13 protein-coding genes and 1 tRNA gene are annotated in these 12,690 nt (G+C 70.2%); 3 read left to right on the top strand and 11 right to left on the bottom strand.

Going from position 1 to position 12,690, the window contains the following annotated elements:
* Nucleotides 1-235: 235 nt before the first annotated feature.
* From EHO50_RS27225 to EHO50_RS27205, 5 genes are all read right to left on the bottom strand, one after another.
* On the bottom strand, nucleotides 236-547 hold the full coding sequence (locus EHO50_RS27225) for an SCO5918 family protein (RefSeq protein ID WP_128433832.1): 312 nt from the start codon (nucleotides 545-547) through the stop codon (nucleotides 236-238).
* A 70-nt stretch (nucleotides 548-617) separates the two neighbouring features.
* On the bottom strand, nucleotides 618-902 hold the full coding sequence (locus EHO50_RS27220; RefSeq protein WP_128433831.1) for a CBS domain-containing protein: 285 nt from the start codon (nucleotides 900-902) through the stop codon (nucleotides 618-620).
* Between the two features lie 103 nt (nucleotides 903-1,005).
* Nucleotides 1,006-2,508, bottom strand: a complete 1,503-nt coding sequence (locus EHO50_RS27215; protein ID WP_128433830.1) for a DEAD/DEAH box helicase — start codon at nucleotides 2,506-2,508, stop codon at nucleotides 1,006-1,008.
* 244 nt (nucleotides 2,509-2,752) lie between these two features.
* Nucleotides 2,753-2,956 (bottom strand): cold-shock protein, encoded by a 204-nt coding sequence (locus EHO50_RS27210; protein WP_093912074.1) that lies wholly within the window; start codon nucleotides 2,954-2,956, stop codon nucleotides 2,753-2,755.
* A 463-nt stretch (nucleotides 2,957-3,419) separates the two neighbouring features.
* Nucleotides 3,420-3,887, bottom strand: a complete 468-nt coding sequence (locus EHO50_RS27205; protein WP_246101476.1) for a DUF5990 family protein — start codon at nucleotides 3,885-3,887, stop codon at nucleotides 3,420-3,422.
* Nucleotides 3,888-4,078: 191 nt separating this feature from the next.
* On the opposite strand from EHO50_RS27205, the gene EHO50_RS27200 reads away from it, so the two are divergent.
* Nucleotides 4,079-4,813, top strand: coding sequence for an SGNH/GDSL hydrolase family protein (locus EHO50_RS27200; protein WP_128433828.1), 735 nt, complete (start codon nucleotides 4,079-4,081; stop codon nucleotides 4,811-4,813).
* A 183-nt stretch (nucleotides 4,814-4,996) separates the two neighbouring features.
* Here EHO50_RS27200 and EHO50_RS27195 read toward each other — a convergent pair.
* Nucleotides 4,997-5,070: transfer RNA gene (locus EHO50_RS27195), tRNA-Gly, on the bottom strand.
* A 570-nt stretch (nucleotides 5,071-5,640) separates the two neighbouring features.
* Here EHO50_RS27195 and dcd point away from each other — a divergent pair.
* Nucleotides 5,641-6,216 carry a dCTP deaminase gene (gene dcd / locus EHO50_RS27190; protein ID WP_128433827.1) on the top strand — a complete coding sequence of 192 codons (576 nt, stop codon included), beginning with the start codon at nucleotides 5,641-5,643 and terminating at the stop codon, nucleotides 6,214-6,216.
* 8 nt (nucleotides 6,217-6,224) lie between these two features.
* The gene (locus EHO50_RS27185; protein WP_128433826.1) at nucleotides 6,225-6,743 is read left to right on the top strand and encodes a phosphoribosyltransferase; all 519 of its coding nucleotides are present in this window, start codon (nucleotides 6,225-6,227) and stop codon (nucleotides 6,741-6,743) included.
* A gap of 61 nt (nucleotides 6,744-6,804) precedes the next feature.
* Here the strand turns inward: EHO50_RS27185 and EHO50_RS27180 are convergent, their stop codons facing one another.
* The 5 genes from EHO50_RS27180 to EHO50_RS27160 all read right to left on the bottom strand — a co-directional run bounded on the left by EHO50_RS27180 (nucleotide 6,805) and on the right by EHO50_RS27160 (nucleotide 12,593).
* Nucleotides 6,805-7,950 (bottom strand): RNA polymerase sigma factor, encoded by a 1,146-nt coding sequence (locus EHO50_RS27180; protein WP_128434044.1) that lies wholly within the window; start codon nucleotides 7,948-7,950, stop codon nucleotides 6,805-6,807.
* Nucleotides 7,950-8,363: a YciI family protein gene (locus EHO50_RS27175; RefSeq protein ID WP_128434043.1), complete on the bottom strand. Its 414-nt coding sequence runs from the start codon at nucleotides 8,361-8,363 to the stop codon at nucleotides 7,950-7,952. Before EHO50_RS27175 ends, EHO50_RS27180 begins: the two co-directional genes overlap by 1 nt.
* Before the next feature lie 171 nt (nucleotides 8,364-8,534).
* On the bottom strand, nucleotides 8,535-9,479 hold the full coding sequence (locus tag EHO50_RS27170; RefSeq protein WP_128433825.1) for a Yip1 family protein: 945 nt from the start codon (nucleotides 9,477-9,479) through the stop codon (nucleotides 8,535-8,537).
* 151 nt (nucleotides 9,480-9,630) lie between these two features.
* The gene (locus EHO50_RS27165) at nucleotides 9,631-11,079 is read right to left on the bottom strand and encodes an FG-GAP repeat domain-containing protein (protein ID WP_128433824.1); all 1,449 of its coding nucleotides are present in this window, start codon (nucleotides 11,077-11,079) and stop codon (nucleotides 9,631-9,633) included.
* A 77-nt stretch (nucleotides 11,080-11,156) separates the two neighbouring features.
* Nucleotides 11,157-12,593, bottom strand: coding sequence for an FG-GAP-like repeat-containing protein (locus EHO50_RS27160; RefSeq protein ID WP_164904952.1), 1,437 nt, complete (start codon nucleotides 12,591-12,593; stop codon nucleotides 11,157-11,159).
* Between the last annotated feature and the right edge of the window lie 97 nt (nucleotides 12,594-12,690).

The raw sequence follows: 12,690 nt of genomic DNA, 5'->3' as shown, positions 1-12,690 counted from the left end.
CGGTGTCAACGAGAAAAAGGCTAACCGTGCCAGAGCTCAATGTCTACTCCGGCAAGAGTAGATTTCAGCTCTTTGGGGGAACAGTTAGCCTGTGACCTGCAACAACGGGTGACGCAGGCCGTTGTGGCAGGCGGTCCAGTCGCGGAGAACGGACGCCGAGACGGCCGTGAGGGCCCTGCCGACACATGTCGGCAGGGCCCTCACGGGGATCCTGATGGCGGTTTGCCGCCCGGCCTCATACGTCCATGGAGGCGGCGCCGAGCAGTGCCGACGCGGTCTGGAGCGGAGTCGGGACACACACGGGCGCGGCGTCGGGGTGGGCATGGCAGGTGAAGCCGAGGCGGGTCATGGCCCGGATGACTTCGCCGCCGGTGAAGTCGCGGCGGTCCTGTCGGGTGATGACCTGGCCTACCTGCTTGACGGGGTAGCGGCGGCGGCCGATGGTCACGGACTCACCCGTGACGATCTCGGGCGTGACGCCCTTCATCGAGGCCAGCACTCCGCTCTTGGTCAGGTCGAACGGGTATCGGGCGATGACACAGCGCATGAGCCCTCACAGAGAGATGGAGACGGGCTGAGGGAAGGAGAACGAACTGATCGGGGCGGGGCGGGGCGGATCAGCGGGAGAGAACGAGGACGCCCGGGGCCCGGCCGTGTTCCCCGACGGCGACGGGCCGAGGGGCGGGCGAGGTGAACGGTCCGTCGAGGACGTCCCGTAGACGGAGCCGGTCCGTGTACGTGGAACTGCGGCGGTGAACGGCGAGTTCGGCCCTGGTGATCGAGCCCGTGCACTCGTCGTCCCCGTCGCACAGGAGGAGGTACTCGACACCGGCACTGGCCATGACGGCCAGGGCGACCTCGACGGTCATGTCGTCCCGGACCCGGGGCCCGGCCGCGTCCATGTCGTCGACTGCACTCCGGGGGAAGGAAACCGTTCGTTGCCGCCGTGTCTGTACCGGTGTCAAAGCTGTCTCCTCGGGATGGGTGAGCTTCTGATCGATGCCTCTAGGCAGCCGGGTCGAAGGCGGGCCGCTGCGTCCTGCGCCGCCCCGCTCGTCCGGTGGCGCCCCCCTGGGCGGGGCGGGCGCGGCGGCCTCGGGGCGAGGAAGCCGCGGACGACCCGGCGCGGCGGGGGCGTTCCGCGGCGGGGGCGGTGATGACGACGGGAATTCCGGAAGGGGCCTGGGCCCCGGTGATGCGGCTCAGTTCCTCCTCACCCGAACGGACCGGGGTGATCCGGGGGGTGATGGCGGCCGAAGCCATCAGTCGGCTCATGCCGCGGCGCTGGCCGGGGGTGACGAGGGTGACCACGCTGCCGGACTCGCCGGCGCGGGCGGTGCGGCCGCCGCGGTGCAGGTAGTCCTTGTGGTCGGTGGGCGGATCGACGTTGACGACCAGGTCGAGATTGTCGACGTGGATGCCGCGGGCGGCGACGTTCGTCGCCACCAGTACCGTCACATGCCCGGTCTTGAACTGGGCGAGGGTCCGGGTGCGCTGGGGCTGGGACTTGCCGCCGTGCAGGGCCGCGGCGCGGACGCCGCTGTTCAGCAGGTGCTTGGTGAGCTTGTCCACGGCGTGCTTGGTGTCCAGGAACATGATCACCCGGCCGTCTCGTGCCGCGATCTCGGTGGTCGTCCGGTGCTTGTCCGCCTCGTGCACGTGGAGTACGTGGTGCTCCATCGTGGTGACCGCTCCCGCGGAGGGGTCGACGGAGTGGACCACCGGGTCGGTCAGGTAGCGGCGGACGAGCAGGTCGACGTTGCGGTCCAGGGTGGCGGAGAAGAGCATCCGCTGTCCTTCGGGCCGGACCTGATCGAGCAGGGCGGTGACCTGCGGCATGAAGCCCATGTCGGCCATCTGGTCGGCCTCGTCGAGGACGGTGATGGCGACGTCGTCCAGCCGGCAGTCGCCACGGCCGATGAGGTCCTTGAGCCGACCCGGCGTCGCGACGACGACCTCTGCCCCGGCCCGCAGCGCCCCGGCCTGCCTGCCGATGGACATCCCGCCGACCACGGTCGCCAGCCGCAGCCGCACGGAGCGGGCGTACGGGGTGAGCGCGTCGGTCACCTGCTGGGCCAGCTCGCGGGTGGGGACGAGGACCAAGGCAAGCGGCTGCCGTGATTCCGCGCGCCGGCCCGCTGTACGGGCCAGCATCGCAAGACCGAAAGCGAGGGTCTTGCCCGACCCGGTACGGCCGCGGCCGAGCACGTCACGTCCGGCGAGGGAGTTCGGCAGGGTCGCGCCCTGGATGGGGAACGGTACGGTCACGCCCTCGTGCCCGAGCGCGGCCAGCAACGGCGCCGGCAGGGCGAGGTCGGCGAACGACTCGACGGCGGGCAGTGCGGGCGTGAGCGTCTTCGGCAGCGCGAACTCGCCCTGGCGTGCGGCCGGCCGACGTTCGTAGCCGTTGGAACGCCGCGGCGCTCCCGAGCGCTGGGCGGCAGACCCCCGGGAGCGGTCGGAGGTGCGGGTTGTGCGGGTCGTGAGTGCGGTGCGTGCGCGGTTCAAGCGGAACCTTTCCTCGATGTGAGCACGTGGGCACGTAGCAAGGAGATTCCGCAGCAAAATGAACGGCGCAGAGAATCGCGAGAACGGGCCGGAGATGATGGGCGCCGATTCGGATCGACGGGGGAATGCGTCACCGTTCGGTGATGCGGTGAGGCCTTCCCGTCATGCGCCCTGAAATGCAGCGAGCTGGGGCCCGCACCCCAAGGTGCGGGCCCCAGCTGCGAAGTATGCGTTGCTGCCGGTGTCAGGCAGGAACGATGTTCTCGGCCGTCGGGCCCTTCTGGCCCTGCCCGATGTCGAACGACACCTTCTGGCCTTCCTGCAGCTCGCGGAAGCCCTGGGTGGCGATGTTCGAGTAGTGGGCGAAGACGTCGGCGCCGCCGCCGTCCTGCTCGATGAAGCCGAAGCCCTTTTCCGCGTTGAACCACTTCACGGTGCCAGTAGCCATGTCATTTCTCCTTCGGAGACGATGTGCGGAATTCGCCCTGTGCGGATTCCGCGTCGCCGTGCTGATTAACCCGTCGGAAAATGAACCTTCTGGCAACCACACCTGCAACTGAGATCGACATTAGCATGCCGCGATCGACCCTGCGCGGGAAAATAATTCCGCCAGGGTCGGTGATCGAGGAATACTCGCTGTGTGCCGCACCTATTTCTCACCTCACGGATACAGATATTGATCCGCGCGGATGCAGTGTTCCTGCCGAGCGCTTCCGGCCACAGCGCCATGACCTCCGTCGATGAGCCATGCGCCGCTGCCATCGTCATCAGCGGATGGGGCAACGGGCACCCCGCCGAGACCCCACTACCGCGATGAAGGTCACATCGGCCAGATGGGTACGACGCCGACGGCAGCACTGACCGCGGGTGGCGCGCAGGCGATGCCGGCGAGAGACGGTATGCAACCGCTCTCAGCCGGCGCGTGCGGCGGTCCAGGTGATGTGCGGGGGCTCGACGCGTCCGCACAGGGGCCCGCCCTGCGCGTCGGTCAGGCCGAGTCGTCCGACCAGCAGCCCGTCGCGTGCGGCGGCGGCGAGTACGTCGGCGGAGATGACGTCGAGCATGAGCTTGGCGCGGCGGAACATCGTGAAGGTGCCCGACTCGTCGACCGTGCCCCACGACAGGTAGATGAACCGTCGGCCCAGACGGTCCTGCACGTAGGGCCCTTTGACCTCGGTGCCGGTCGGCGAGGAACTCGTGGTGCACTCCAGGGTCCATGTCGCCGACGGTGCGTCGCCGGGCTGTGGCTCCAGGAGTTCGGCCGGACGGTCGCGGCGTTGCACGGCGATGTGGATGTTCCCGTAGGCGGGCACTTTGCCGTCGACGGAGGCGGGGCGGGTGAGCCCGGGCAGGTCGACGGCGTCGATGCGGATGCGCATGGCGACCATCATCCCGTCATCGTCCGCGCAGAGGTCAGCCGGTCGGCCCGGGTCCTGGGCACCACGGGCTACGCGGCCTGAACTCTGCATCGTCGACGGTGACTTGCATACGCGTCACAGCCGGCGAACGCCGGCCCTGCGGATGTACTGGCTCTGTCACGCGACAGCCATCACCGCGACGTAACGCCCTGATGGTCTGTGCGGCCCTGGTCGTCGGTGCCCTCACCCTCACGGCCTGTGGTGGCAGCGCAACAGCGGACGCCTCCAGCCGGCAGTCGAAGGCGCAACTGGCCCGGACCGCCGACTCGGTCACCACGGCCAACAACTACGCCGGCATCGTGGCCCGCGACACCGGGGCGAACCTGACGGACGTCACCTGCAGCGGTGCCACGACGGCGAACATCCTCACCACCAACCAGGGTTCGCAGCCGCCGCAGATCAACGCCGTGAACAGCGGGACCGACCTGGTCACGATCACCATCGGCGGCAACGACGTCAACTACCTGGGGAGCATGGTCACGTACTCCTGCCAGAACAGCGGCGGCCCGAACTGCGGCACCGTGGACCAGGCCGCGATCAACACCGCCCTCGGTGTGGTGGGCCGGCGGATCGAGAACGTCGTGAACGCCGTGAGCTACTCCACCCTCCTGCCCGACACCGGTGGTTGCGCCGGTGTACCGCTCACCGCCGACCAGCGAGTCTTCGAGCGCACCGTCGCCCAACGCCTGGCGCAGGCGACCATCACCGCGGCGAACGACACCGGGGCGACCCTGGTCCGCCTCGCCACCGCCAGCCACGGTCACGACGCCTGCGCGGCCGCCCCGTGGGTGGAGAAGTACAAGCCGGCCTCGGGACGGACCGCATACCACCCGAACGAGGCCGGCATGAAGGCCGCGGCCTCCTTGGTGAAGTCCGCGCTGGGGTGAAGCCCGGGTCGCCGGGTACCGAAACTACAAGATCCCGCCGGCTGAGCAGCGCTACCGCGACAACACCGGCGACACGAGCGTCAGCATCGGTCGCGCGGCAGGCTGAGGGCTCTCTACGTGATCTTGCGTTGAAGACAAGAGTGACAAAAAGCAAACCCCAGGCCGCTGACCTGGGGTTTCAAATGGAGCGGGTGACGAGAATCGAACTCGCGCTCTCAGCTTGGGAAGCTGATGTTCTACCATTAAACTACACCCGCGTAAGACGCCCGTTCCGTGATCATCCGGAGCCGGTGTCCGATCGCCTGGTCACTGTACCTCATCACCGGCCCCCGGCGCTGAAGCCGTGGGGCCTGAGTGCGTTTCAGGGGGCGGGATGTGGCTGCGGGGGACGGGAGTTGGGGCGTACGGTGGAGGGGTGGGAGAGGGTCCGGGCGGGGGCGGAGTGCCGCCTGGAGGGCCGTCCCTTTGATCCCGTAATGTGGCCTCTCGTCGTCAGGCAGGTAGCAGCCGACGCGGCTCTTGGGGAAGGGACTCTAGGACTTGATGGAGCGCACCGTCGTCCGTTGTGCCGATGGGCACGTGTTCAGCACCACATCGTTCCCGATGCAGCAGGCCGAGCGACTCGGCCCGGGCCGGCTCCTCCGGTGTCCCCGGTGCGCCCGGCTCCGCAGTGTGGTGCCGGTGACGCTGGAGAAGCGGTAGCGACAAGCGGGAGCGACAGCGGTAGCAGGAGCAGGTGCCGCAGCAGCAGTAAGAGCAGTGCAGTGCCCGGGCGCGCGGGCGGTCACGATTGTGGCCGTTCCGCGCGCCTTGCGTATCCTCGGGGCGTGCTTCTCTCAGACAAGGACATCCGGGCCGAGATCGATGCCGGGCGGGTACGGATCGATCCCTACGACGATTCCATGGTGCAGCCGTCGAGCATCGATGTGCGGCTGGACCGTTTCTTCCGGGTGTTCGAGAACCACCGGTACCCGCACATCGACCCCTCCGTCGAGCAGGCGGATCTCACCCGGCTCGTGGAGCCCGAGGGTGATGAGCCGTTCATCCTGCATCCCGGGGAGTTCGTGCTCGCCAGTACGTATGAGGTGATCACCCTCCCCGACGACCTTGCCTCCAGGCTCGAGGGGAAGTCCTCGCTCGGGCGGCTCGGGCTGGTCACCCACTCCACCGCCGGGTTCATCGACCCGGGGTTCAGCGGGCACGTCACCCTTGAGCTGTCCAACCTCGCCACGCTCCCCATCAAGCTCTGGCCCGGCATGAAGATCGGGCAGCTGTGCATGTTCCGGCTCAGCTCGCCCGCCGAGTTCCCGTACGGGAGCGAGCGGTACGGGTCCCGGTACCAGGGGCAGCGCGGGCCGACCGCCTCCCGGTCCTTCCAGAACTTCCATCGGACTCAGGTGTGAGTGACGGTATGAGCGACGCAGCGAGCGTGCGGGAGAATCTGACCTACGAGCGGTTCGGTGTCGCCGTCCGCGAGCTCGCGCAGACCATCGCCGACGACGGATACGAGCCGGACATCGTGCTCAGCATCGCCCGGGGCGGGGTCTTCGTCGCCGGCGGTCTCGCCTACGCCCTCGACTGCAAGAACCTCCACCTCGTGAACGTCGAGTTCTATACGGGCGTGGGGACGACCCTCGACATGCCCGTCATGCTCGCTCCCGTCCCCAACGCGATCGACTTCACCGCCAAGAAGGTGCTGATCGCCGACGACGTCGCCGACACCGGCAAGACGCTGAAGCTCGTGCACGACTTCTGCCTCGACCATGTCGCCGAGGTGCGGTCCGCCGTGATCTATGAGAAGTCCCACTCCCTCGTGAAGTGCGAGTACGTGTGGAAGCGCACCGATGAGTGGATCAACTTCCCGTGGAGTGTGCTGCCTCCCGTGCAGAAGCCCGGAGAGGCGCTCAGGGAGAACAGGGAAGCCCTCTGACCTGCCCTCTGGTCTGAGGGAAGCCCTCTGACCTGCCCTCTGGCCTGCACGCGGGGCGTGGTCAGTGGTGTCGGCGGGCGTTGAGCCGGGCCGCCTGGCGGGTCAGGTGGTTGCGTTCGGCGAGGGTGGGTGCCTTGTGGGCCGCCTCGGCGTACAGGCGGGCCGCCGTCGTCAGGTCGCCGTCGCGCTCGTGGAGGTACGCCGCCACCGCCGCGTGCCGGGGCAGTGAGGCGTCCAGCTCCGCGAGTGCCGCCAGGCCGGCGCGGGGTCCGTCGGCCTCACCGACGGCTACCGCGCGGTTGAGTCGGACGACCGGGCTGTCGGTCAGGCGCGCGAGTTCGTCGTACCACTCGACGATCTGCACCCAGTCGGTCTCCTCGGCGGCGGGCGCGTCCGCGTGGAGGGCGGCGATGGCGGCCTGGGCCTGGAACTCGCCGAGCCGGTCGCGGGCGAGGGCCGACTGGAGGATCTCGATGCCCTCGGCGATCAACCCCGTGTCCCAGCGGCCGCGGTCCTGTTCGGCGAGCGGCACCAGGCTGCCGTCCGGCGCGGTCCGGGCGGCGCGTCGGGCGTGGTGCAGCAGCATGAGGGCGAGCAGCCCCGCCACCTCGGGGTGGTCGATCGCCGCCGCCAGCTGCCGGGTGAGCCGGATGGCCTCGGCGGCGAGGTCGACGTCGCCGGAGTAGCCCTCGTTGAAGACCAGGTAGAGGACGCGCAGCACGGTGGCCACGTCGCCGGGCTGGTCGAACCGCACGCCGGAGACGGTCCGCTTCGCCCGGCTGATGCGCTGCGCCATGGTCGCCTCGGGCACCAGGTAGGCCTGGGCGATCTGGCGGGTGGTCAGTCCGCCGACGGCACGCAGGGTGAGCGCGACGGCGGACGACGGTGTCAGCGAGGGATGCGCGCAGAGGAAGTACAGCTGGAGCGTGTCGTCGACGGCGGGGGCGGGTCCGGGCGCCGGCTCCTCGTCGACGACGTCCTCGCGGCGACGGCGCGCGGTGTCCGCCCGGGCCTGGTCGAGGAACTTGCGCCAGGCCACCGTGACCAGCCAGCCCTTCGCGTCGCGCGGCGGGTCGGCCGGCCAGACGCGGACCGCCTCCACCAGCGCGTCCTGCACGGCGTCCTCGGCCGCCGCGAAGTCTGCTCCGCGGCGGACGAGGACGGCGAGCACGCTCGGCGTGAGGCTCCTCAGCAGGGCCTCGTTCATCAATGGCACTCGGTGATGTTGGGCGTCGCCGTCAGGAACGGGCGCACCTCCAGCCACTCGTGGATCGGCTTGCCGCCCGCCCCCGGGGCCGCCGACAACTCCCCGGCCAGCTCGACGGCGCGCTCGTAGCTGTCGACGTCGATCACCATCCAGCCGGCGATGAGGTCCTTGGTCTCGGCGAACGGGCCGTCGGTGACCGGCGGGCGCCCCTCACCGTCGTACCGGACCCACGCCCCCTCGGGGGCCAGCGCCTGACCGTCGACGAACTCGCCGGTCTTCTCCAGCCGGGCCGCGAAGTCGTTCATGTACTGCACGTGCGCCGAGATCTCCTCGGGCGACCACTGGTCCATCGGCACGTTGTTGACCGGAGCCGGAGCGCCACGGTAGTGCTTGAGCAGCAGGTACTTGGCCATCGTGTTCTCCTCGGTACTGGTGCGACCCATCTTGGCCGCCTTCACCCCGGGGACGGAGCCAGGCGCGGGTTCTCGACATCGCGGTCCGAGATTTTTTGAAGAATCCGAGATTTTTTGAAGCAAAGGCCCCCGGCGCGGACGCCGGGGGCCCCTTATGTACGTCGGCGGGTCCTAGAACGTGCCCAGCTTCACGATCGACAGCAGCGCGACCAGCTGGATCGCGCTCGCGCCCAGCGCCTTCGGCCAGGGCAGGTCGTGGGACTTGGAGACCATCAGGGTCAGCAGGGCGCCTGCCGCCACCCACGTCGCCCAGCCCAGGACCTGGACGAACGTCGCGTCGCCGCCGGCGAACATTGCGAAGACCAGGCGGGGCGCGTCGGTCAGGGACATGATCAGCATGGAGAGGCCGACCGTGGGCTGCCAGGCGCCGTCGCCGCCCAGCTGGCGGGCCAGGGTGTGGGTGACCACGCCCAGCACGAAGGACGACAGCACCATCGCCACGGCTGTCGTCAGGACGATCGGGACCGCGTTCGACAGGGTCGCGTTGATCGCGTCGTTCCGCGCGCCGTCGAAGCCGAAGACCGCCAGCAGGCCGTACAGGAAGGTCACGACGAGGGCGGGGCCCCACATCGTGTAGTCCCGCATCTGCAGGAACGTCTGGCCGGGGGAGAGGACGATGCCGCGCAGCAGCTGCTTCCAGTGCAGGCGAGGGCCGACCGGGGCGGCCGGGGCCGCGCCCGCCTGGTAGGTCTCGCCCTGGCTGTAGGGGTCATCGCCGACCGAGAACGCCTGGGTGTGGCCCGGGTTGTTCGCCGCGTACGGGTCCGGGGCGCCGCCCTGGCCGTGCGGGTAGCCGCCGTCGCCGAAGTACTCCGGCTCGCCGTGACCACCCTGACCGCCGTGGCCTGAGGCGCCGTAACCGCCGTGGCCCCCACCGGCGTTCGCCTGCGGCCAACCTCCTGCGCCGCCGCCCGAGCCGCCGTACGGCTGCTGCGACGGCGGGGGATAGCCGTACGACGGTCCCTGGGGCGCCTGCTGCCCGTACGGAGGTTGTTGGGGGCGCGTTTGCGGGGTGCCGTTGTTCCGGCTGCCCCGTCCGATCCTGAATCCAGCCACGTCTTCGAACGTACCTGGTCCCGGAGAATCGCGTGCCGGGCCCTGCGGTCAGGGCCCGGCTTTGCGGCCGAGCTGTGACATCCCCTAAGGGAGGCAAGTGGGGCTCTCCCTAAGGGATCCCTAAGGGAGGCAAGTAGGGGCTCCGACGTCCCTAGCGGAGCATCACCTGCCCCAGCCTCAGGTAGCCGGACGTCGGCAGGCCCGTCGAGCCGGGGCCGAAGCTGATCGCCCTGTTGGTGGTCACGCCCGAGGCCGAGCCGCGCAGGCTGTAGAGGGCGCCCGCCGGGTGGTTCTCGCCGTCGGCGCCGACGGACAGGTCCGCCTTGCGGTCGCCGTTGAGGTCGGACAGGCGTACCGACGCGCCGAAGCGGTCGGCGGACTCGGCGGTGCCGGGGACACCGGCCGTGTTCTGGGTGAAGGACTGGGCGCCGGTGGCGGTCAGGCCGGTGGCCGAGCCGCGCAGGACGGTGACGCTGCCGGCGATCTTGGCGGTGCCGAGGGTCTCGTGGATCGTGCCGACGGCCACGTCCCCGTAGCCGTCGCCGTTGATGTCGGCGATGGACAGGGCGTTGCCGAACCAGTCGCCTTCCTCGTCCGAGCCCGGGACGCCGGGGCTGTCCTGGGTGATCGTGGTCTGTGCTCGGGTGCGGACGCCGTCCGCGCTGCCGAGGTAGGCGTTGACGGAGCCGCCGACGCTGGTCACGCCGTTGTCGCCGTACGTCGACGTGACCACGTCGGCGTAACCGTCGCCGTTCAGGTCGCCGACGGCCGCCAGCTCGTCGGCGCCGTTCCTCAGGAACGTCTGGCGGGTGAGGCCGGAGGCGGAGCCCAGGTAGACGAAGGTGCCGTCGTCGTACGTCTCCGCCTGGCTGCCGCTGACGACCAGGTCGGCGGTGCCGTCGCCGTTCACGTCACCGGCGGCGAGGCTCTGGGCGCCGTAGATGCTGCTGCCGGGGTACAGGTCGGTGGCGAGCTCGTAGCGGGACGCGGCGCCGGAGGCCTTGGTGAAGCCGCCCCGGTGGATCCAGATGTCGCTGCCGGTGCTGCCGATCGCGAGGTCGGCCCGGCCGTCCCCGCTGAAGTCGCCGACGGCGAGGGACATGCCGTACTCGTCGTGGGCCGAGGGGGCGGGGTCGGGGACGGTCTGGCCGCCGGAGAGGCCGCTCCTGCTGCCCCAGACGATCACTACGGCGCCGGCGTAGGCGTTCTCGCCGTTGCTGCCGATCACGAGGTCGGCGTACCCGTCCCGGTTCAGGTCACCGGACGTGAGGGACGTGCCGAACCGGTCGTCCTTCTCGGCGGTGCCGGGGATGCCGGCCGTGTTCTGGGTGATGACCGTGCGACGGGAGGCGCTGATGCCGTTCGCGGAGCCGTAGTTGACGACGACGGCGCCCGCGTCGGTCTTGCCGCCGACCGGGGTGTACGGCGCGGCGGTGGCGAGGTCGCGGTAGCCGTCGCCGTTGAAGTCGTCGGCGTACTTGGCGGGGGCCGCGGTCGCCGGTACGGCGGTGAGCAGCGGGCCGGCCGTCAGCGCGGCGGCGACGGTGGCCGTGGCGAGCGCGAGGGAGGGCAGGCGTTTGCGGCGGTGGTGCTGGAGCATGTGGGGTTCTCCTGCGGTCGGGTCCAGTGAGGTCGGGTGGTCGAAGGGTGGGGCGGTGATCGAAGGGTGGGCGGTGGTCAGCCCGCCAGTACGTCGCCGAAGTACGCGTCGCCCGTCGGGCCGCCCACCGTGGTGGCGCCGAAGGTCCTGGCGCCGGTGGCGGTGATGCCGGAGGTGGTGGACTTGAGGAGCCAGACGGCGCCGTCGCCGGTGTTCTCGTTCGCGGCGCTCGCGACGAGCTCGGCGCGGCCGTTGCCGTCGACGTCCGTGAGGTGGACGGCGCTGCCGAAGTTGTCCAGCCGCTCGGCGGTGCCGGGGACGCCCGAGCTGTCCTGGCTGAAGACCTTGGCGCCGCTGCCCGTCAGACCGGACGCCGAACCGCGCAGGACCGCGAACGAGCCCGCCTTGTAGACCGAGCCGACGGCCTCGTTCTCGATGCCGACCGCGATGTCCGCGTACCCGTCGCCGTTGGTGTCGCCCGCCGCGAGGCTCCAGCCGAAGCCGTCGCCCTTCTCGGCGGCGCCCGGGACACCCGTGGTGTCCTGGGTGATCCTGACCGGGGTGCGGGTGGACAGGCCCGAGTCGGAGCCGTACGTCACCGTGACCGCGCCGCCGAGGCCGCCGTCGGGCTCGGCCGCCGACTTCTCCATGAAGTTGCCGGTGACGATGTCGCCGTAGCCGTCCTTGTTCACGTCGGCGATCACCGCGTCGTAGCCGCCCGCGAGCTCGCTGCGCAGGTGCAGACCGTCCGCCCCGCCGATGAACAGGGCGCTGCGGGTGCGGTAGTAGCCGGAGTCGGTGTCCTCCTGGCCCATGATGAGGAGGTCGGTGGCGCCGTCGCCGTTGACCCTGCCCGCGACGATCTTGTCGACGCCCATGCCCGCCTCGGCGGACGCACCGATGGACTCGGCGTAACTGGCCGCGCCGGTACGGGAGATGGGGCCGTGGAAGATGTTCAGGTCCGGGTAGGCGATGTTCGCGGCCGCCAGGTCGGTGTCCCCGTCGCCGTCGAAGTCGCCGGTGGCGATGGACCAGCCGAGCTCGTTGCGGTTCTCGGGGAGGGGCGAGGAGATGTCGGTGGCGGTCTTCAGGCCGGTGGAGCCGCCCCAGATCACCGTCAGCACTCCGGAGTCGCCGGTCGAGCCGATCTGCTCGGCGTGCACGCCCACGATCAGGTCGGTGTAGCCGTCGGCGTCCAGGTCGCCGGTGGTCAGACGGTCGCCGAAGTAGTCGTACGACTCCGGGACGCCCGGGATGCCGTCGGTGGCCTGGCTGATGATCTGCCGCTTGCTCGTGTCGAGGCCGCTCGCGGTGCCGTAGACGACGGCGACGTAACCGGCGCCCGTCTTGCCGCCGACCTTGGCGATGGGGGCGGCGATGGCGACGTCGCGGTAGCCGTCGCCGTTGAAGTCGCCGGACAGGCCCGAGGGGGCGGCGGAGGCAGTGGCGGCCGGGAGGGCGGTGAGCAGGCCGGTGGTGAGGGCGGCGGCGAGGAGGAGGGTGCGCTTGCGCAAGGTGGGTGCTCCTGGGAAGGGGTCGGCGGACGGGGGCCGGGCCCGCGGGGACGAACGGGCCCGGCCGGTCGAGCCGTACGACCGAGCCGTACGGCGT

This window comes from Streptomyces cyaneus (assembly GCF_004028635.1).
Lineage (GTDB): Bacteria > Actinomycetota > Actinomycetes > Streptomycetales > Streptomycetaceae > Streptomyces > Streptomyces cyaneus.
This window is presented reverse-complemented; position numbering and strand designations above follow the sequence as displayed.

What these genes read in the sequence shown, in the direction of transcription:
- EHO50_RS27225 (WP_128433832.1), bottom strand. Translation starts at nt 547, where the DNA reads ATGCGCTGTGTCATCGCCCGATACCCGTTCGACCTGACCAAGAGCGGA.
- EHO50_RS27220 (WP_128433831.1), bottom strand. Translation starts at nt 902, where the DNA reads ATGGACGCGGCCGGGCCCCGGGTCCGGGACGACATGACCGTCGAGGTC.
- EHO50_RS27210 (WP_093912074.1), bottom strand. Translation starts at nt 2,956, where the DNA reads ATGGCTACTGGCACCGTGAAGTGGTTCAACGCGGAAAAGGGCTTCGGC.
- EHO50_RS27205 (WP_246101476.1), bottom strand. Translation starts at nt 3,887, where the DNA reads ATGCGCATCCGCATCGACGCCGTCGACCTGCCCGGGCTCACCCGCCCC.
- EHO50_RS27200 (WP_128433828.1), top strand. Translation starts at nt 4,079, where the DNA reads ATGGTCTGTGCGGCCCTGGTCGTCGGTGCCCTCACCCTCACGGCCTGT.
- EHO50_RS27185 (WP_128433826.1), top strand. Translation starts at nt 6,225, where the DNA reads ATGAGCGACGCAGCGAGCGTGCGGGAGAATCTGACCTACGAGCGGTTC.
- EHO50_RS27180 (WP_128434044.1), bottom strand. Translation starts at nt 7,950, where the DNA reads ATGAACGAGGCCCTGCTGAGGAGCCTCACGCCGAGCGTGCTCGCCGTC.
- EHO50_RS27175 (WP_128434043.1), bottom strand. Translation starts at nt 8,363, where the DNA reads ATGGCCAAGTACCTGCTGCTCAAGCACTACCGTGGCGCTCCGGCTCCG.
- EHO50_RS27165 (WP_128433824.1), bottom strand. Translation starts at nt 11,079, where the DNA reads ATGCTCCAGCACCACCGCCGCAAACGCCTGCCCTCCCTCGCGCTCGCC.